Raw genomic sequence first — 20,238 nt, 5'->3', positions numbered from 1 at the left:
AAATTATATTTTTTATGGAAATAATTCCTAATAAAATCATTGTTTTTGGTGGTAACCATCATAATACACTAGGAGTAATTCGAAGTTTAGGGGAAGCAGGCATAACTCCAATACTTATCTTACACGGAACCAATCATAGTTTTGTTGCACAAAGCAAATACATAAGCCAAACCTATTATGTATCTAATGAAGAAGAGGGTGTAAAATTTCTTATAGAAAAATACACAAAAGAAAATTTTAAACCTATCATTATTTGTTGTAGTGATGGAGCATCTTCATGTATAGACAAAAATTATAATAACTTAAGCCCTCATTTTATCTTTCCCAATGCAGAGGAAGAAGGACGCATCACCTTACTAATGAATAAGGAAAAGATGAGACTATTGGCAGAGAAATATAATTTGAAAACTCCTCAAACATGGATTATCAGTAAAAGGAATCCTATTCCCAATAATCTCCATTACCCTTGCATCATTAAGCCTTTATTAAGCATAGAAGGATCAAAAACTGATATACATATTTGCTATAATAGTTCAGATTTAAATCAAATAATAAAAGTTGTTCACGCACCAATTATTCAGGTGCAAGAATACATAGACAAAGATTACGAATTCCAATTTATAGGATGCCGCATAAAAAACAAGAATGAAGAACATATTATCATTCCTGGAGTATCTCAGATAATAAGAAGTTCTTCTGTTTCAAATACAGGATTCTTAAAATTCAGACCTATCAATAGTCAAGAAAATATCGAAATAGCAAAAGTTAAAGAATTTATTCGAGCAACAAAATACATAGGACTTTTCAGCGTAGAGTTTATAAAATCCAAACATGGTGATAACTATTTTATGGAAATAAATTTCCGAAACGATGGAAATGCTTATGCTTTAACTGGAGCTGGTTATAATCTTCCTTACATATGGTGTAAAGGTATGACTGATAATTCAATAGAAGAGGAAAAATATGTTGCGAAAAAAGAAACACTAGTGATTCCGGAACTTATTGACTTTTTTCAAAGCGTACTCACTCATAAAATTTCTTTTATTCATTGGATAAAAGATGTTATAAAATCACACACATATCTTCTATACAACAAAAAGGACTCTAAACCTTTTTATGATGAATTAAAATACTATATGCAACGAGCATTAAATAAAGTCAAACGAAATTCTTTAGATGTATCTTGGAATATTGGTTTTGTTGATATTAATCAAGACTTTTTAGATAAGTCCACTTGGGATATCCATTGGATGAAACACAACTATAAAAACCGATGGTTTGGCAGATCCATTTATCCTAAAAGTTACTAACGATGACATTATTGTTCTTGTTGAAGAATTCTATGATCCTATCCACCGGGGAAGGATTTCTAAACTCACAATTGACAAACAAACTTATGAGTTAAAAAAAATAGATGTAATTTTAGAGTTAAACAGCCATCTGTCTTTTCCTGCAATATTCAGAAAAGACGACAAAATATATATTTACCCAGAAAATTCAGCAGAAGGGCATATAGTTGTTTATGAATTTAACGAGAAAAGCAATAATCTCAAACCGCATAAAATATTGCATAATGAACCTTTAACTGATGCCTCTTTAGAAACTTGCTTTAACAGTTTTCATTTATTTACAACCAAACTTCCCGTACAAAACGGAAATCAACTATTCATTTATCAATCAGAAAAATGGGATGGAGAATATCATCCTATTCAAACCATGGAATTTCCTTCCAATACGGGTAGAAATGCCGGTTCCCTATTTAGGTTAAATGGTAAAATCATACGACCTGCACAAGATTGCAATGGGGCATATGGAAAAGGATTGGTGTTTTATGAAATATCCTATACAGAGGGAACTTTTGAAATGAAGGAGCTAAAACGTATGTATCCTCAACACACAATTTATGACCAAGGAATGCATACCTTTAATGTCTATAATAATCTTGCCGTAATCGATGGAAGAAAATTCCGTAAGCCATTCATAAGTAAATCGTTATTGGCTATTAATAAGTTCATAAAAAAAATCAAATGAAAAAAATTCCTATCGTTTTCAGTATTGACCATAATTATGTTATGCAGGCTGGAGTATGTATTCTGTCTTTACTAATGAATTCTGATGAGAAGGAATATTATGACATTTATATACTAAGCGCAGCGGATATAACAGAACATGATAAAGAACTGTTAAATAAAACAATTTGTGCATACAAAGCTGACATTAATTTTATAGAAATAGACGACAGATTTGATAATGCTTTCGAGATTCGTAATATTTCTAAAGCTGCTTATTTCAGACTGCTTATTCCAGATTTAATACCTCAATATGATAAAATTATTTATTCTGATGTAGATGTTATTTTTCAATCCGGACTGCAAGAAGTGTTAGATACAGACTTAAAAGATAATTATTTTGGTGGTATTAAGGCGATAGGGGCAGAAAGCATAAGAGATTATATTATACAATTAGGGTTGGATATCCATAGTTATATTAATTCTGGATTTTTATTAATAAACGCGAAACTCCAGCGAGAAAAACAGCTTTTCGATAAAATCCAAGAATATTTGACAAAAAAATTTCAATTTCAAGATCAAGATATTATAAATATAGTCTGTAAGAACCGTTTAACTTTTCTCCCATTAAAATATTGCTTTACTCAAAAAAGCTATGAATTATATTACACAAACCCGAAACGTTTGTTTAGTGTTTTTTCTCCAAAAGAAGTAGAAGAAGCTTTTACTGAAGGTATCATACATTATGAAGGGACTAATAAGCCGTGGAATGGCTTTTGTTATCGATACGATAATTGGTGGAGATACTATAAAAAGTCTGTTTTTTACAGCGAAGAGATGCATTTCCAAACAGCCTATAAAATACAGTACCCAACGTGGACATTAAAAAAAATTCTCCGATTATTAAGAAATTTCATTCGAGGAGATTATAAGCAATGAACATCAAAACATTTATCAGAAAGATTATACATAAATATCTCTATCATGTAGATGGAGCAAGAGCTGCACGTTTTTTAGGTGTCAAAATAGGTAATCAATGCAGGCTGATACATTGCACATTTAGTTCTGAACCCTACCTTGTAGAAATAGGCAATCATGTTTCCGCCACACGTACACATTTTGAAACTCATGATGGAGGAATATGGGTTTTTAGAGAGCAACACCCTGATTGGGACAAAATAGCTCCAATCAAAATTGGAAACAACGTATATATAGGGGAAGGATGTATTATACTACCTGGGGTACATATAGGAAACAATGTAGTTGTTGGGGCAAGAAGTGTAGTGACAAAAAGTATACCCGATAATTCAGTAGTCGTAGGAAGCCCAGCAAGAGTTTTAAAAAGCATTGATGAATATTTTGATAAAGTTCAGCATAGCGTATATCCAACAAAACAATTATCATCATCCCAAAAGAAAGAATATTATTCTCAACTATTTTTACAAAAATAATCCGAATGAAAAAAATATTATTTGTTTCTACGACTTTAGGAAATGGAGGCGCAGAACGAATCATATCCTATCTGCTTAATGAATTTGCAAAAGACCAAAATAAACAAATCATCTTGTTGCTACTAAAAAAAGAAGGAAACACTTATCTCAGTTATGTTTCTGCTAACGTAAAAGTAATAAACCTAAATATAAAAAACAGAATACGTTATTCAATATACTCCATCATAAAACAGATTATTTCTATACGTCCTAACGTATGTTATGTAGGATTGGACAAACTGAATATTATGCTTGCTTTTTTTATTCCTTTCATGAAACTATGGAAAATAAGATTCATCGTAAGAGAAACGAATGTATTAAGCCAGCAATATAATTTTCATAACCCATTCATTAAGTTATCTTACAAGATTTTCTATAATCAATATGACAGTATCATAGCGCAATCTATTGACATGAAGGATGATTTAATCAACATATGGAAAATCAATCGACAAAAGATCAATCTTATTAATAATCCGATAAATATCAATGCAATCATTGCGAAGAGTGTAGAAGCATCTAAAGACAAACTCAATAAAGAAGAAGGAAAAATAAATTTTGTTGCTATCGGAAGATTGGAGCATCAGAAAGGATATGATATACTTTTGAAACGAATGGCAGAACTAAATCCAAAGATTCCTTTTCGACTCTACATCTTAGGAGGAGGATCTTTATTGAATAAAATAACTGAGATGATTAAACTATTAAATCTTGAAAGTTCTGTACAGCTTTTGGGGTTTCAAAGCAATCCCTATAGTATATTAAAAGAATCCGATGGAATCATATTAAGTTCTAGACATGAAGGTTTCCCTAATGTCTTGTTAGAAGCCAACGCCTTGGGAATCCCCATTTTTAGCAACCAATGCCCTGGTGGTATAAATGAAATCATCATTGAAGGTATAAATGGAATCTCATGTAACTTTGAATCAGAAACCTCTTTCCAAAACGGATTGAAAAAATTCTTATCAACCAATTTTGATGCAGAGAAAATAAGACTAATGACCCAAAAAAGATACGACATTTCGGTTATTTTACCCAAATATAGATCTGTTTTTTATCAAGTAGGTAACAAAGCAATATGATTTATTTTGTTATAACAAGTTTATCTCTTTTTACAGCTGTATGGTCTGTTGACAAACATTCCAATAAAACATATCTTACATTTTGTGTTGTTACCGCAACATGTATTCTGACCTTATTTGCAGGATTTCGCCAAATAGGATTGGATTTTGACTCTTATTTGGATCATTTTAAGGTTGTTCCTTCTATATTTCAATACACATGGACAGACAAGTCAATGGAAATAGGCTACGAAATAAGTGTCAGTTTATGTAAAACAATATATAACTCTTTTCATTTCTTTCTTGTCACATTTAGTTTTGTTACTATATTTTTAGCTTTTACCTTATTTAAACGCTATTCTCCCTATGTTTTATTATCGTTCTTCATGTTTTTTGTTTATGCCTTTTACCTTCAGGTCATGGGACAAATGCGTCAACCTTTTGCTATTATAGTAACTCTTTTGGGATTAATTCCACTTTTGCAGAAAAAGCGTGTGATATTAGCTTTTTTATGGATAACTATTGTCGGTTTTTTCTTCCATAAAGCCATGTTGCTTTTAGTTATTCCTATATTTATGGCTAATTGGGATTTTAATAAAAAGACAATTTTCTGTTTTTCAACTATTGCGCTCGCTTTTTATATAGCATCTCCCATGTTGTCTGAAATAATTATACAGCTTATTCCTCAAAATTTTTATTTATCTGAAGCATTAACCGCATATTTAAGTTATAAATCGATGGCTGTCAGTTTTTCAATGGGAATGATTGAACGTGCAGGAATGTCTTTTCTGTTGTTTTACTATGCTTTTAAATACAATATTTACCACCAAGAACAAATACTGAGATTATGTATCAATCTGTATTTCATTGGGACATGCATGTATTTTGCCTTAATTACCATGTCGGCTGAATTTGCATCCAGAGGAACAATAGCTTTAGTTTATCCTCTCTTTATTGCATTGCCGTTCTTGTTAAAGCATGTAAACTTGAAAGACAAATACATAATACTGACCATTATTTGTGCATGGGGAGTTTACCTATCACTGAATATACTAAATGATGCGAGTGAATATATTCCATACAAATCCATTTTATTTTAATGTAAAATGAAAAACGAAGATTTTATTTCTGTTTTATTACCTTTATATAATGAACCTGAAAATCTTGCCAGAAAAGCTATTGATTCTATAATAGAGCAAACTTATGATAGGTTAGAGATTATACTATTATTGGATAATCCCACCAATGAGATACTAAAGAACCTATTAACCGAATATTCCCAAAAAGATAAACGGATTATTTCTGTTATAAATGAACAAAATAAAGGATTACCGGATACGCTAAACAGAGGTATTGATATTGCAACCGGTAGTTTCATAGCTCGCATGGATGGAGATGATATTTCAGCTCATGACAGATTAGAAAAACAATTAAATTATTTACATCTACATCCTGAAATTGACTTATTGGGAACTGATGCTTTTGTCATTAATGAAGAGGGAGAGTTGATTGGTGAATACCATAAGTTATCAACGGATTTTTCACAAAAAATGATGTTGCGCTATATCACAATCAATTTAATTCATCCCACTTGGTTCGGGAAAAGTGAATTATTTAAAAAATGCAGATACAGGAACTTTACTCATTGCGAAGATTACGATTTCATGATAAGAGCCTATGCATCGGGATACCACTTTCACAATTTAAAAGAAAAATTGTTTTACGTTAGAATCCAGCAAACTAGTTTGCGTTCTGTCTCAAGAAAATATGCTTATGAACAATATATAAACACGTTAAGAGTAAAAAAGCAATTCAAGGAATTTAGGCAAAAGCATTTGAAAGTCTATCCTAATTTACCAGAACTTATTTATGACTTAAATGACAAAAAAAAATATCAATCAACCATATCACTCCTTAACGATCTTAGAGAATCTTTCTTCCAGAAAAGAATCAAGAATTTCATCTCCATATTTATAAAGATTGCACGCAAGGACTTCAGACCATTAGAGTTCAGGCTTAAAGTATTCATCTTATCAAAGCTATTGACTATTGCAGAAAAAATAAAAATAGCAAATCTCCTATCTAAATAAATTATATCATGAAAATATTAGTGACAGGCGCAGCTGGTTTCATTGGTAGTTATGTTTCCAAACATTTATTGGCATACGGAAACGAAGTAATAGGTTTGGATAACATAAATGACTATTACGATATCAATCTTAAATATGGCCGTTTGGCTGAATTGGGAATCGAAAAAGAGAATATAGGTTGGTATAAATTCACCTCAAGCACGACTTTTTCTAATTTTCGGTTCATCCGAATGAATTTAGAAGATACTCAAGCAATGCAAATGCTCTTTGCTAATGAGGGATTTGATTGTGTATGTAATTTAGCAGCACAAGCAGGAGTACGCTATTCAATACAGAATCCTTATGCTTATATAGAAAGCAACGTAGATGGTTTCTTGAATGTTTTAGAGGGTTGCCGCCATAATAAAGTAAAACATTTTGTTTATGCCAGTTCAAGCAGCGTGTATGGACTAAATGGGAAAGTACCATTTTCAGAAGATGACAGCATTGCCCATCCGGTAAGCTTATATGCCGCTTCAAAAAAATCAAATGAACTTATGGCTCATGCATATAGTCATCTATATAATATTCCTTCAACCGGTTTACGTTTCTTTACCGTTTATGGACCATGGGGACGTCCTGATATGTCACCTTTCTTATTTGCAGATGCCATTTTAAATCACCGTCCCATTAAAGTCTTCAATAATGGAGATATGCTACGTGATTTTACTTATATTGACGACATTGTAGAAGGTGTTTTAAAAGTTATCACTCATATTCCTACAGCTGACGCAACATGGAATCCGGAATTTCCATCTCCTGCTTCTTCATCAGCTCCCTATAAAATATACAATATCGGTAATTCTCAACCCGTTAAACTGATGGATTTTATTCAAGCTATCGAAAACGCTATCGGAGAGGAAGCCGATAAAATCTATTTGCCCATGCAACCGGGAGATGTGTATCAAACTTATGCTGACACTTCGCGATTAGAAAATGAATTAGGTTTTAAGCCACACAAGGATTTAAATGAAGGAGTCAAAGAAACCATTAGTTGGTATCGCAATTTTTATAAAATTTAAATCGTCAATTTTTTTATAATTATGAATATAGCTATTGTAGGAACAGGATATGTTGGTCTTGTTTCAGGAACTTGTTTTGCAGAGATGGGAGTAAATGTAACTTGTATAGATGTCAATGAGGAAAAAATACAAGCACTTTTGAATGGAAATATTCCCATTTATGAGCCAGGACTGGACGAAATGGTATTAAGAAATAATAAAGAAGGAAGATTACATTTCACCACAGATATAACAACATGTCTCAATGATGTAGATATTGTATTCAGTGCTGTAGGTACTCCCCCTGATGAAGATGGAAGTGCTGATTTAAAATATGTGTTGGAAGTAGCTCGTACTGTAGGTAGAAACATGAATAAATATTTAGTCTTAGTAACAAAATCCACCGTTCCAGTAGGCACTGCAAAAAAAATAAAACAAGCAATTCAAGACGAATTAGATAAAAGAGGGGTATCTATTCCATTTGATGTGGCGAGTAATCCTGAGTTTTTAAAGGAAGGAGCTGCCATTAAAGATTTTATGAGTCCGGATCGTGTAGTCATCGGAGTAGAATCAGAAAAAGCCAAAGAAATGATGACACGTCTATATCGTCCGATGATGTTAAATAACTTCCGAGTTATCTTTACAGACATTCCTTCCGCAGAAATGATTAAATATGCAGCCAACTCCATGCTTGCTACCCGTATCAGTTTTATGAATGATATAGCTAATCTATGTGAATTAGTAGGAGCTGATGTAAACATGGTACGCAAAGGTATTGGGGCAGATACGCGCATAGGTAATAAATTCCTTTATCCAGGATGCGGATATGGTGGATCCTGTTTTCCAAAAGATGTAAAGGCTTTAATCAAAACAGCTGAAAAGAACGGATATAATATGAAAGTTCTAAAAGCTGTAGAAGAAGTAAACGAAACTCAAAAAGGTATTTTATTCAAAAAACTTTTGGAATATTATCAGAATGACTTAAAAGGTAAAAAAATTGCGATTTGGGGCTTGGCTTTCAAGCCTGAAACAGATGATATGCGAGAAGCAACGTCATTAGTCATGATTCAAAAATTAACAGAAGCTGGTTGTAAGGTAAAAGTTTATGATCCGATTGCGATTAACGAATGCAAAAGAAGAATCGGTAATGCTGTGGAATATGCAACAGATATGTATGATGCAGTTCTCAATGCAGATGCATTGCTATTGCTCACAGAATGGAAGCAATTTAGAATGCCCAGTTGGGGAGTCGTAAAAAAAACAATGAATCAGGCCGTTCTAATCGATGGACGTAATATTTATGAAGAACAAGAAATGAAAGAAATCGGCTTTGATTATATGTGTATTGGAAAATAGCTTTTACAATGAATGGATAAGGGAGTATTATAACCTTTTGCTATGATAGCAAACGAACAATACTATTTTTTATTATTTTAATCTGATGAATTTGTCTGTACTTCTTTCTGTTTACAACAAAGAGAATCCTAGTTATTTAGCAAAAAGTTTAGATAGTATTTTTTCTCAAACTTTGTTTCCTACCGAGGTCATTTTAGTAAAGGATGGTCCATTATATAATGAACTTGATAGCGTCATTGATTTATATGTATCGCGATATCCTAATTTGAAAGTTTTTTCATTATTAACTAATCAAGGTTTGGGAAAAGCCTTAAATGAAGGTCTAAAACATTGTTCTTATGACATTGTCGCCCGAATGGATACAGATGATATTGCTAAACCGGATCGTTTTGAGAAACAATTGGCTGTTTTTGAAAAGTATTCAGATATAGACGTGGTTGGAGCTTGGATTGATGAATTTGAAGATGATATTTTGGAAGTAAAATCTGTAAGAAAGTTGCCGGAGTTGCCTGATGATATAAGACAATTTGCAAAACGCCGTAATCCTATAAATCATCCGGTTGTGATGTTTCGAAAGAGTGCGGTATTGGCTGCCGGTGGATATCAACATTTTCCTTTATTTGAAGATTACTATTTATGGATACGCATGTTGATGAATGGGGCTAAGTTTTATAATATTCAGGAAAGCTTGCTGTATTTCCGCTTTTCTCCGGAAATGTTTAAAAGAAGAGGAGGATGGAGATATGTGATAAGTGAATTGCATTTTTTACAAAAGATGAGACAAATGCATTTTATTTCTTTTTCTGAGTTCATGCAAAATCTGTTTGTCCGTTTCTCTATTAGATTAATACCTAATTCTTTGCGAGCAATTATATATACGAAATTGATTAGATAGAAATTACTTACTGTATGAATGATAATTACAAAGCTATTGACACGCAGAAAATCATAGATTATATCAATTCTTTTTCTGATGCTATTGAGGTTGACTCTATTTTGAAGAATTCTAATGCTGACAAATTACGCGTATATCCTGCCTTGTTCGAACTAGAACAAAATGGTTTTCTTGAAGTGGTAGAGCGTGAAGAACTGGGGGCTCCATTGATAGTTCGTAAAAAGAAAGTTGAATAAACGACAGGTAACAGCGGTTACTTTGTTTTAGGCGCAGCCGGAATTACTTTTAAAGTGATTTCGGCTGTTTTTGTGGTATGAATTTTACGGTGTTTTGCTTTCTGCTCTAAACAAATTGCTATATTTGTAACAAAATCAATTTCAGTTATGGATAGTCTGTTTTTAAAACAAGAAAGAATGTTGGTGCAGACAAGCACCGATATTATAAGAGAATTGATGAATAAGATTCATTGGAATAATCGTCTGATTGCCATTCGGGGTTCTCGCGGTGTGGGAAAAACAACACTGATGTTGCAATATATCAAACTAAACTATCCGCCGGGAAGCCGAATAGCACTTTACTGTACACTTGATAGTATTTATTTCAGTAATCATACACTATTGGAGTTAGCGGAAAAGTTTTATCTTCAAGGCGGTAAGCATTTGTTTTTGGATGAGGTGCATAAATATCCCACTTGGAGCAAGGAGATGAAAGAAATCTATGATTTGTACCCGTCGCTGCAGGTGGTGTTTAGCGGCTCGTCGCTACTCAACATATTGAATGCCGATGCAGACCTTTCAAGAAGATGTCTGGCATATAACATGTACGGATTGTCATTCCGCGAATACCTGATGTTTTATAAGAATATCCGCTTTCCGGTGATGACGTTGCCGGAAGTGCTGGAGAATGCCGGAAGTATCTGTCAGGATGTGAATGCACAATGCCGGCCGGTGCAAATGTTCAATGAATATCTGCATGAGGGATATTATCCTTTCTTTACCGGCAATCGCGAGGATTATTACATGAACATTGAGAATGTGGTGAATTTCATTCTTGAACAAGAGATGCCTCTGTTATGTGGTGTGGATCCTGCATATATAAGGAAGCTGAAAGCTTTGCTGGGTGTACTTGCATCGTCCGTGCCTTATGAGGTGGATATTACGAAATTGGCAGGCATGATAGGGCTGACCCGGAATTCAGTTATCACTTATCTGCAAAATTTGAATAGGGCGGAGTTACTTACACTGTTGTATTCTGATTTGACTTCTGTCAAGAAAATGCAAAAACCGGATAAAATATATCTCCAGAATCCGAACTTGCTTTATGCTGTAGCTTCGGCACCGGTGCAGATTGGTACGGTACGGGAGACGTTTGCGGTGAATCAATTGTCCGTAAACCATGAGGTGGAGTATGGAAAGGCGCAGGGGGACTTTGTAGTCGACCATAAATATATTTTCGAGGTGGGTGGAGCGGATAAGACTTTTAAGCAAATAGCCGATCTGCCGGATTCCTTTATTCTTGCCGATAATATAGAATTTGCTACGGGGAAGAAGTTACCTTTGTGGATAGTGGGAATGGTGTATTAGATGAACTGTAAAATCGAAAAGATATAACCATAAGAAAATGAACGTATTATAAATCATTCTCAGAAAACAGTCCTGCATAGGCTGTTTTCTTTGTTTATACACGTATATATCATCACCTTTGCACTGTTGATCAACGAAACAAGAATTAAAATGAAGTTTAATTTAAAATGTAAAGGAGAGATAGTATGCCTCTATTTTATTATGCAAGACAGTCGCAATTGGCGACGAAAGCCGGTATTAAAACATGGCACTTGAGTTTAAAAAAAGTGGGAAAAGCGGTGGATACGCAGTCGCTGGCGGAAAGTATTGCCGAGAAGTCCTCACTGACGCCGGGTGATGTACAGAATGTAATCCGTAATTTGATGTCGACAATGCGGATGCACCTGCTGAATAGCCGTACGGTACGTTTGAACGGTTTGGGTACATTTACGATGAAAGCCCGTACACGTGGTAAGGGAACGGAGAAAGCGGAAGATGTGAATCCGAATCAGGTGACGGCGTTACGTTGTCAGTTTACTCCGGAATATACGCGTCCGGCTGCTATTGGCACTACTCGTGCATTGATACAGGGAGTGGAGTTTGAGAAGTGGAAAGGCACAACCGCCGATGATAATTCTTCCGGTAATGGTAATGGCGGCCCGGATAGCGGAGAAGAGGAAAATCCGTTAGGATAAGCCAAGTTGTGGTTTATAAATTACGATTTGCGATGAAAGATAAAGTAATAATTAAAATCAAAAGACAATGAGTATCAAAGTATCGGTTTGGGATAAGATTCTGAAAGTGATTATTGCGGTGGCAAGTGCCATTGCAGGCGTGATTGGCGGGCAAGTGATGGCTATATAAAGTCCACCTGATAATGAAAATGGGGGTGCGTTAAGACTTTGAATGACAGACATGATATGTCAGGCAGAGTTTTGAGCATCCTCATTTATAATTTTATAGGCCGGTTGATTTTCAGCGTCTGAATATTTTTCTGACTTTTCTCATCAGCTTTACTCCAAGCATAACTCCGTCGAATACGGCCATGCCGGTATTAAACGCACGCATGATAGCTGTTCCTTTGTCCGCAGCGGGAGCAATCGGAGCAAACAGGTTCCGGGCGGTATCGGCCATAATTTGCTGTTGGGCGCGCAATTCCTCTAATGCTTCGGCCTTTTGTTGCTGAAGGTCTTCCAGTGTGAGAATCTCTGTTTGGACGGTATCATTCATATTCATGATATTTTAGTTCTTATTGTTATCTATGAATAATCCTGCAATGAATTTGGTCATTGGATTAATAATGATTTTCTTGCGGAATACAACGATTAGCACAATCAATAAGATGTGGAAACAACTTATCATGGCGAAACTTACCATTAATCCGCCTACTATGGGGTCTAATATATAGGCCAGGGTGAAGGAGAGATAGAACAAAGCCACCATGCCGAGAATGACGACCAACAATACGAGTATGAGCGTTGAGAGTAATATGGTTAATTTCTCCGCTACTTCCAGTTGGGTATATTTCTTTTGTAGTTTCAGATATTTCTTGAAATCGAAAAATAACTGCTGGATATTCTCAATGCTGTTGTCGTCTGCGAACATAGTGGCTTTGTTTTGAAATGTGGTTTGAATCAGTCGTTTGCTTCGCCTTTAATTTCTGCGGCAATCTCATCAACGAGGTTTTCCATTTCATTACGGTTCAACCGGATGCCTTTCTTGCGGAGAATTTCCGCAATCTTGTGACGCGTATCTTCACCTTTTTCCGGGGCAAACAAAATACCGATGGCTGCACCTACCGCTGCACCACCCAAAAAAGCTGCTAAAACATTTAATCCTTTCATAATAATACTCCTTTCTTTTATTAGGTCTGATATGACAAAGCTAACAAAATATTTTGAATGATTGTTCATGGATTCTTGTTTTTTAGAAATCTGTACCATGAAAAACGACAAAACATACATTTTAATTATATTTAACGGCATTAGAGGTCATAAGATAAGCGGTTCGGCGTACTTTTGCTTTCTAAATAAAAAAGAGATATATGAAAAAAATGCTGAACGGGACAATACTTTTGCTTTTGATGTGTGCGGTGCTGGGATTGGCGTCTTGTATGAATGACGGCGGTTCCGACTGGGTAGGAAAATGGCAGTTACGCGAATATCAGTATCCCGATGGTGAAGTGCAGAAAGTGGACAGTATCTTTTATGGTTTTCAAAAAGGCAGCTTTCTGGCGTATTGTATGAATGAAAGTGGAAGCTATGAATCTTTTTATGGTTATTATAAGTTGAAAGATGATGAAATTTCTATAACTTTGTGGCCGGATAACAGTTCCGGAAACGAGGCTGCGCATGAAGAGTTGGTGAATTCGGCAAGTTATAAGAAATTCTTTGGCTGGGGAGACACCGGTGAGAGGACGTTCAAGGTGGAAGAGCTGACGAATAAGAAGATGCGATTGAACTATGAAGGAATGAAATACGTTTTTCGTAAATATTGAGTGTAATTTGAGAATAGACATAGTTACTAACAAAAAATAAAAAGAAAAGATGAAAAAATTGGCAGTGTTAGGAATGGGAGTATGTATGGTACTGGCATTCTCTTCTTGTAAATCAAGTGAAAGCGCTTACAAGAAAGCATACGAAAAGGCTAAACAGCAGGAACTGGCGGAGCCGCAGACTACCGCGCCGGTAGAGGAAGTTGCTCCTGTAGTTAGCGCTCCGGTAGAAGCTAAAGTGGTGGAAAGTGCACCTGTGGGTACGATACGTCAGGAAAAGGTGACGGTAGTGTCAGGTGTTGACGGACTGAAAGATTATAGTGTGGTATGCGGTAGCTTCGGCGTGAAAGCCAATGCGGAGAACCTGAAAAACTTCTTGGATAAGGAAGGTTATAATGCGGTCATTGCATTTAATGCGGATGCTGCCATGTATCGCGTGATTGTAAGCACATACGCAGACAGAAATTCTGCTGCCAGCGCCCGTGACGCTTTCAAGGCTAAATACCCTAACCGTCAGGATTTCCAAGGTGCTTGGCTGCTGTATCGCATTAATTAATTTGAATTCTTTTTGGTAATTCATAAGAAAGGGGTATTTCCCTCCTTTCAAGATAGGGCGGTAACTGGGAAGTTACTGCCTTTTTCATAATCTGTTGGAAATGATTATGAAAACTCTATTTTTAGTGATTGTGAAAAGTACTTATAAATATCTCTTTTTCGTTTAAAAGAAGTTATAAAACAAAATTAAAAACTTTTGGCGGTAAAAAAGTTTTTAATTTTGCACCTTGTATATTTTTAGAATACAATATGGAACGACAATATATACTTGACGCGATTGATGCAGCACTCTGTGCCGGCAAAGATATCCTCTCTATTTATAACGATCCGGCATCAGATTTTCAAATAGAAAAGAAAGCGGATAATTCCCCTTTGACGATTGCTGATAAAAAAGCGCACGCGACTATTGCCGGTTATCTGCAGAATACACCTTATCCGTTATTGAGCGAAGAGGGAAAACATTTGCCCTATACGGAACGATGCGCATGGACGACTTTGTGGATTGTAGACCCTCTGGACGGTACGAAAGAGTTTATCAAGCGGAATGGCGAGTTTACCGTCAATATCGCTTTGGTACGTAATTCCGTTCCGGTAATGGGAATTATATATCTTCCGGTAAAGAAAGAGCTTTATTTTGCCGAAGAGACTTTGGGCGCTTACAAGCTTTCGGATGTAACAGCCCGCGGCGGGGCGTCGCTGGAAGAATTAACGGCGAAAGCCGTTCGTTTGCCGATAAAGGATAGCCGCGATAAATTTGTGATTGTGGCATCACGTTCACATCTGTCTCCCGAGACTGAAGACTACATTGAAGAGATGAAGCGTTGTCATTCGGATGTGGAATTGATTTCCAGCGGAAGCTCCATTAAAATATGCTTGGTGGCGGAAGGCAAAGCGGATGTATACCCCCGTTTTGCTCCGACAATGGAGTGGGATACGGCGGCGGGGCATGCCATTGCACGTGCCGCAGGGATGGAAGTGTATCAAGCCGGAAAAGAAGAACCGTTGCGGTATAATAAAGAAGATTTGTTGAACCCCTGGTTTATAGTAGAGCCCGGGCGTAATTAAATAACGACTCGTATATATGACGTTTGAAATCATATTTGTGCTTTTAGCGCTGCTGGGCATGGTGATAGCCTTGATTCTGGACAAGATGCGTCCGGGAATGGTGCTTTTCTCGGTGGTGGTATTGTTCCTTTGCGCAGGAATCCTGACACCTAAAGAGATGCTGGAAGGATTTAGCAATAAGGGCATGATTACGGTAGCCATGCTTTTTCTGGTCAGCGAGGGTATTCGCCAGTCCGGTGCATTGGGACAACTTATCAAGAAACTGCTTCCGCAAGGTAAAACCACCGTTTTCAAGGCGCAACTCCGCATGTTGCCGACAATCTCCTTTATCTCGGCTTTTCTGAACAATACTCCTGTCGTTGTAATTTTTGCTCCGATTATAAAGCGTTGGGCCGAGTCGGTAAAGCTTCCGGCTACCAAATTCCTGATTCCTCTTTCGTATGTAACGATTTTGGGCGGTATCTGTACGTTGATCGGGACTTCCACAAACTTGGTCGTGCATGGCATGATACTGGAAGCCGGTTATGAGGGATTTACGATGTTTGAGCTTGGAAAAGTGGGGATTTTTATTGCGGTAGCCGGTATTGTCTATTTGTTTCTGTTCTCTTCCAGGTTATTGCCGGATGTTCGTAAAGATGCGGTGAAACTAGATGACGAGCCGGAAGAACATAGCGACCTGCATCGGGTAGAGGCCGTTTTGGGACCTCGCTTCCCGGGTATTAACAAGAAGTTGAAAGATTTCAACTTTAAACGCCATTATGGCGCTGAAGTGAAAGAGATAAAGCGTAACGGTCAGAGTTATACGCAGGATTTGGAAAATGAATATTTTAGGGAAGGCGATACGGTGGTTGTCATGGCTGACGATTCCTTTGTGCAGACCTGGGGAGAGTCTTCCGTCTTCGTGATGCTTGCCAACGGCAAGGATACGGAACCTGTTGCGAGCAAGGGCAAACGCTGGTTTGCGCTCGCTTTGCTGATTCTGATGATTACGGGAGCTACGGTGGGCGAACTGCCTGCGGTGAAAGAGGCTTTTCCGGATATTAAGCTGGATATGTTCTTCTTCGTGTCCGTTACGACCATTATAATGGCGTGGACGAAAATCTTCCCGGCCCGTAAATACACCAAATATATATCATGGGATATCCTGATAACGATTGCCTGCGCTTTTGCTATCAGCAAAGCTATGGTAAATTCCGGTGTGGCGGACGCTGTGGCTAAGTACATCATCGGCCTGACGGAGCATTACGGCCCTCAGGTGCTGCTGGCCGCCGTATTCATCATTACGAACCTGTTTACCGAGTTGATAACGAATAATGCCGCCGCCGCGCTTGCTTTCCCGTTGGCTCTTTCCATCTCGTCACAGCTGGGAGTAAGCCCGATGCCTTTCTTCGTGGTTATCTGTATGGCTGCATCGGCAAGCTTCTCGACGCCTATCGGTTATCAGACCAATTTGATAGTACAGGGTATCGGTAATTATAAGTTCACGGATTTTGTCCGTATCGGACTTCCGCTGAACATTATCACTTTCCTTATATCCATCTTTCTCATTCCCTTAATTTGGCCGTTTTAATTGAATTATGACTGACAATAACAATAATATTTATCCTATCTTCGACCGTATGCTGGCACGCGAGGACAAGGAAGAACTCTTGAAGCAGCGCAGCGTGATGATTTGGTTTACCGGACTGAGCGGTTCGGGCAAGAGTACGATAGCCATCGCTTTGGAGCGTGAGTTGCATAAACGCGGATTGCTTTGCCGTATTTTGGACGGAGACAACATCCGCAGCGGTATCAATAACAATTTGGGATTTACGGAAGCCGACCGTATAGAGAATATCCGCCGTATAGCCGAAGTGTCCAAGCTGTTTGTAGATACGGGCATTATAACGATTGCGGCTTTTATCAGCCCCAGCAACGACATCCGTGAAATGGCGGCGAATATTATCGGAAAGGATGATTTTCTGGAAGTGTACGTCAGCACGCCCATTGAGGAATGCGAACGCAGGGATGTGAAAGGCCTGTATGCAAAGGCGCGCCGCGGCGAGATTAAGAACTTCACGGGTATTTCCGCCCCCTTCGAGGCTCCCGCGCATCCGGCGTTGACGCTGGATACATCCGCATTGAGCCTGGAAGAATCCGTCAATAAGTTACTGGAATTAATTTTACCGAGAATTCAGAAGAAATAATATATAATGAAAGAAGAATATAAACTGAGCCATTTGAAAGAACTCGAAGCAGAGTCTATTCATATTATCCGCGAAGTGGCTGCGGAATTTGAGAATCCGGTGATGCTGTATAGTATCGGTAAGGACTCATCGGTTATGGTACGTCTGGCTGAAAAGGCTTTTGCTCCGGGTAAAGTTCCTTTCCCGTTGATGCATATCGACTCCAAGTGGAAGTTCAAGGAGATGATTCAATTCCGTGACGAGTATGCCAGGAAATATGGCTGGAACCTGATTGTAGAGAGTAATACGGAAGCTTTCGAAGCCGGTGTAGGGCCTTTTACGCATGGCAGTAAGGTACATACCGACTTGATGAAGACGCAAGCCCTGCTGCATGCGTTGGATAAGTATAAATTCGATGCGGCTTTCGGCGGCGCCCGTCGTGACGAGGAGAAGTCGCGTGCGAAGGAACGTATCTTCTCTTTCCGTGACAAATTCCATCAGTGGGATCCGAAGAACCAGCGCCCCGAGTTGTGGGACATCTATAATGCGCGTGTCCATAAAGGAGAGAGCATCCGCGTGTTCCCGTTGAGCAACTGGACGGAGCTGGATATCTGGCAATATATTCGTCTGGAGAATATTCCCATCGTACCTTTGTACTTTGCCAGGGAGCGTCCTTGCGTAGAGATTGACGGTAACCTGATTATGGCTGATGACGAACGTCTGCCGGAGCAATACCGTGAAAAGATTGAGATGCGTATGGTGCGTTTCCGTACGTTGGGTTGCTGGCCGCTGACCGGAGCTGTAGAAAGCGGCGCCGATACCATCGAGAAGATTGTGGAAGAGATGATGACCACCACCAAGAGCGAGCGTACCACCCGCGTTATCGACTTCGACCAGGAAGCGAGTATGGAGCAGAAGAAGCGTGAGGGATATTTTTAGGAAATTAAGAATTAAAAATTGAGAATTAAGAAATGAATGATTCAAGACTTGATATAAAGGCTTTCCTTGATAAGGACGAACAGAAAGACTTATTGAGATTCCTTACTGCCGGCTCGGTGGATGACGGAAAGTCCACACTTATCGGCCGTCTGTTGTTCGATAGTAAGAAATTGTACGAAGACCAGTTGGATGCGTTGGAGCGTGACAGCAAGCGTATGGGTAATGCCGGTGACCACATCGACTACGCCTTGTTGCTGGACGGCTTGAAGGCGGAGCGGGAGCAGGGTATCACTATCGACGTGGCTTACCGCTATTTCTCCACCAATAATCGTAAATTCATCATTGCCGACACTCCGGGACACGAACAGTATACGCGCAACATGATTACCGGCGGCTCTACCGCCAACCTGGCGATTATTCTGGTAGACGCCCGCACGGGTGTCATTACGCAGACACGCCGCCACACTTTCCTTGTGTCTCTGCTGGGTATCAAGCATGTGGTGCTTGCCGTTAATAAAATGGACTTGGTGGACTTCTCCGAAGAACGCTTCAATGAGATTGTAGGCGAATACAAGAAGTTTATCGCTCCGCTGGGTATTCCCGATGTGACCTGCATTCCGCTTTCTGCGCTTGACGGTGACAATGTGGTGGAGAAATCGGAGCGTACCCCCTGGTATAACGGTACGTCTTTGCTCGACTTCCTTGAAACCGTACACATCGATAACGACCATAACCTGAAGGATTTCCGTTTCCCCGTGCAGTATGTGCTGCGCCCCAACCTCGACTTCCGCGGTTTCTGCGGCAAGGTGGCTTCGGGTATCATCCGCAAGGGAGACGAGGTGATGGCTTTACCGTCCGGAAAGAAATCGCATGTCAAGAGCATCGTTACGTACGAAGGAGAACTGGATTACGCTTTCCCGCCGCAGTCCGTTACGCTGACGCTGGAAGACGAAATCGACGTTTCGCGCGGAGAAATGCTGGTGCACCCCGACAATCTTCCGATGATGGAGCGTAACTTCGAAGCCATGGTGGTATGGATGGACGAGGAGCCGATGGATGTGAACAAATCTTTCTTCATCAAGCAAACCACCAATTTGAGCCGTACGCGTATTGACAACATCAGGTATAAAGTAGATGTCAATACCATGGAGAAACTCTCCCTTGAGAACGGCCGGTTGACAAAAGAGACCCTGCCGATGCAGTTGAACCAAATTGCCCGCGTAGTGTTGACCACCGCCAAAGAGCTGTTCTTCGACCCTTACCAAGCCAACAAAGCCACCGGCTCTTTCATCCTGATAGACCCGATAACCAATAATACCAGCGCCGTAGGTATGATTATCGACCGTGTGGAAGATAAGGACATGCATATCTCCGAAGAACTTCCCGTTCTTGACTTGCCGAAACTGGGAATCGCTCCCGAGCATTACGAGGCCATAGAGAAAGCCGCCAAGGAACTGGAGCGTCAGGGAATAGCAGTGATGATTAAGAAATGAAAATTAAACATTAACAAATAAGAG

Annotated in this window: 24 protein-coding genes; 21 read left to right on the top strand and 3 right to left on the bottom strand. The window is 38.6% G+C overall.

The genetic code is table 11. From position 1 onward, the window contains the following. Positions 1–14 precede the first annotated feature (14 nt). The 14 genes from BUB52_RS12535 (at position 15) to BUB52_RS15785 (ending at position 12,367) form a co-directional block, all read left to right on the top strand. The gene (locus tag BUB52_RS12535; protein WP_009120612.1) at positions 15–1,310 is read left to right on the top strand and encodes an ATP-grasp domain-containing protein; all 1,296 of its coding nucleotides are present in this window, start codon (positions 15–17) and stop codon (positions 1,308–1,310) included. Further along, a complete protein-coding gene (locus BUB52_RS12530; RefSeq protein WP_009120613.1) occupies positions 1,279–2,031 on the top strand; it encodes a glucosamine inositolphosphorylceramide transferase family protein in 753 nt (250 codons plus the stop codon). Before BUB52_RS12535 ends, BUB52_RS12530 begins: the two co-directional genes overlap by 32 nt. Further along, positions 2,028–2,948 carry a glycosyltransferase family 8 protein gene (locus tag BUB52_RS12525; RefSeq protein ID WP_009120614.1) on the top strand — a complete coding sequence of 307 codons (921 nt, stop codon included), beginning with the start codon at positions 2,028–2,030 and terminating at the stop codon, positions 2,946–2,948. The genes BUB52_RS12530 and BUB52_RS12525 overlap by 4 nt, the downstream gene beginning before the upstream one ends. Next, positions 2,945–3,460, top strand: coding sequence for an acyltransferase (locus BUB52_RS12520; protein WP_009120615.1), 516 nt, complete (start codon positions 2,945–2,947; stop codon positions 3,458–3,460). Before BUB52_RS12525 ends, BUB52_RS12520 begins: the two co-directional genes overlap by 4 nt. A 5-nt stretch (positions 3,461–3,465) precedes the next feature. After that, positions 3,466–4,581 carry a glycosyltransferase gene (locus tag BUB52_RS12515; protein ID WP_009120616.1) on the top strand — a complete coding sequence of 372 codons (1,116 nt, stop codon included), beginning with the start codon at positions 3,466–3,468 and terminating at the stop codon, positions 4,579–4,581. Continuing rightward, the gene (locus BUB52_RS12510; protein WP_009120617.1) at positions 4,578–5,660 is read left to right on the top strand and encodes an EpsG family protein; all 1,083 of its coding nucleotides are present in this window, start codon (positions 4,578–4,580) and stop codon (positions 5,658–5,660) included. The genes BUB52_RS12515 and BUB52_RS12510 overlap by 4 nt, the downstream gene beginning before the upstream one ends. A gap of 6 nt (positions 5,661–5,666) precedes the next feature. Continuing rightward, the gene (locus tag BUB52_RS12505; RefSeq protein WP_009120618.1) at positions 5,667–6,650 is read left to right on the top strand and encodes a glycosyltransferase; all 984 of its coding nucleotides are present in this window, start codon (positions 5,667–5,669) and stop codon (positions 6,648–6,650) included. An 8-nt stretch (positions 6,651–6,658) separates the two neighbouring features. Next, complete coding sequence (locus tag BUB52_RS12500; protein WP_009120619.1) at positions 6,659–7,711, top strand: NAD-dependent epimerase; 1,053 nt, start codon at positions 6,659–6,661, stop codon at positions 7,709–7,711. A 21-nt stretch (positions 7,712–7,732) separates the two neighbouring features. Further along, positions 7,733–9,046, top strand: coding sequence for a UDP-glucose dehydrogenase family protein (locus tag BUB52_RS12495; RefSeq protein WP_009120620.1), 1,314 nt, complete (start codon positions 7,733–7,735; stop codon positions 9,044–9,046). Between the two features lie 85 nt (positions 9,047–9,131). Then, positions 9,132–9,941: a glycosyltransferase family 2 protein gene (locus tag BUB52_RS12490; protein ID WP_009120621.1), complete on the top strand. Its 810-nt coding sequence runs from the start codon at positions 9,132–9,134 to the stop codon at positions 9,939–9,941. A 14-nt stretch (positions 9,942–9,955) separates the two neighbouring features. Then, positions 9,956–10,177, top strand: a complete 222-nt coding sequence (locus BUB52_RS12485; RefSeq protein WP_009120622.1) for a hypothetical protein — start codon at positions 9,956–9,958, stop codon at positions 10,175–10,177. Between the two features lie 147 nt (positions 10,178–10,324). Next, positions 10,325–11,524, top strand: coding sequence for an ATP-binding protein (locus tag BUB52_RS12480; protein WP_009120624.1), 1,200 nt, complete (start codon positions 10,325–10,327; stop codon positions 11,522–11,524). A 185-nt stretch (positions 11,525–11,709) separates the two neighbouring features. Then, positions 11,710–12,198 carry an HU family DNA-binding protein gene (locus BUB52_RS12475; protein ID WP_009120625.1) on the top strand — a complete coding sequence of 163 codons (489 nt, stop codon included), beginning with the start codon at positions 11,710–11,712 and terminating at the stop codon, positions 12,196–12,198. A gap of 67 nt (positions 12,199–12,265) precedes the next feature. Beyond that, positions 12,266–12,367: a smalltalk protein gene (locus BUB52_RS15785; RefSeq protein ID WP_022217707.1), complete on the top strand. Its 102-nt coding sequence runs from the start codon at positions 12,266–12,268 to the stop codon at positions 12,365–12,367. A gap of 111 nt (positions 12,368–12,478) precedes the next feature. Here BUB52_RS15785 and BUB52_RS12470 read toward each other — a convergent pair whose 3' ends face one another. From BUB52_RS12470 to BUB52_RS12460, 3 genes are read right to left on the bottom strand one after another with little or no spacing between them, the layout of a single operon-like run. Further along, positions 12,479–12,739, bottom strand: coding sequence for a hypothetical protein (locus BUB52_RS12470; RefSeq protein WP_009120627.1), 261 nt, complete (start codon positions 12,737–12,739; stop codon positions 12,479–12,481). 6 nt (positions 12,740–12,745) lie between these two features. Continuing rightward, complete coding sequence (locus BUB52_RS12465; protein WP_009120628.1) at positions 12,746–13,108, bottom strand: membrane protein; 363 nt, start codon at positions 13,106–13,108, stop codon at positions 12,746–12,748. Between the two features lie 29 nt (positions 13,109–13,137). Then, on the bottom strand, positions 13,138–13,347 hold the full coding sequence (locus tag BUB52_RS12460) for a YtxH domain-containing protein (RefSeq protein ID WP_039950201.1): 210 nt from the start codon (positions 13,345–13,347) through the stop codon (positions 13,138–13,140). A gap of 200 nt (positions 13,348–13,547) precedes the next feature. Here BUB52_RS12460 and BUB52_RS12450 point away from each other — a divergent pair, with 200 nt between their 5' ends. From BUB52_RS12450 to cysN, 7 genes are all read left to right on the top strand, one after another. After that, the gene (locus BUB52_RS12450; protein ID WP_039950203.1) at positions 13,548–14,000 is read left to right on the top strand and encodes a lipocalin-like domain-containing protein; all 453 of its coding nucleotides are present in this window, start codon (positions 13,548–13,550) and stop codon (positions 13,998–14,000) included. 49 nt (positions 14,001–14,049) lie between these two features. Further along, positions 14,050–14,553: an SPOR domain-containing protein gene (locus tag BUB52_RS12445; RefSeq protein ID WP_009120632.1), complete on the top strand. Its 504-nt coding sequence runs from the start codon at positions 14,050–14,052 to the stop codon at positions 14,551–14,553. 248 nt (positions 14,554–14,801) lie between these two features. Beyond that, entirely contained in the window at positions 14,802–15,617 is an 816-nt protein-coding gene (gene cysQ, locus BUB52_RS12440; protein WP_009120633.1) for a 3'(2'),5'-bisphosphate nucleotidase CysQ, read from the top strand. Between the two features lie 16 nt (positions 15,618–15,633). Further along, positions 15,634–17,187 (top strand): SLC13 family permease, encoded by a 1,554-nt coding sequence (locus BUB52_RS12435; protein ID WP_009120634.1) that lies wholly within the window; start codon positions 15,634–15,636, stop codon positions 17,185–17,187. A 7-nt stretch (positions 17,188–17,194) separates the two neighbouring features. After that, entirely contained in the window at positions 17,195–17,803 is a 609-nt protein-coding gene (gene cysC, locus BUB52_RS12430; RefSeq protein ID WP_009120635.1) for an adenylyl-sulfate kinase, read from the top strand. Positions 17,804–17,809: 6 nt separating this feature from the next. After that, positions 17,810–18,721, top strand: a complete 912-nt coding sequence (gene cysD, locus BUB52_RS12425; RefSeq protein ID WP_009120636.1) for a sulfate adenylyltransferase subunit CysD — start codon at positions 17,810–17,812, stop codon at positions 18,719–18,721. A 32-nt stretch (positions 18,722–18,753) separates the two neighbouring features. Next, positions 18,754–20,214 (top strand): sulfate adenylyltransferase subunit CysN, encoded by a 1,461-nt coding sequence (cysN, locus tag BUB52_RS12420; RefSeq protein WP_009120637.1) that lies wholly within the window; start codon positions 18,754–18,756, stop codon positions 20,212–20,214. Positions 20,215–20,238 lie beyond the last annotated feature (24 nt).

The sequence above is a fragment of the Bacteroides clarus YIT 12056 genome (genome assembly GCF_900129655.1).
GTDB classification, from domain to species: domain Bacteria; phylum Bacteroidota; class Bacteroidia; order Bacteroidales; family Bacteroidaceae; genus Bacteroides; species Bacteroides clarus.
The sequence above is the reverse complement of the archived record's forward strand: the minus strand, read 5'-3'. Positions and strand labels throughout refer to the sequence as shown.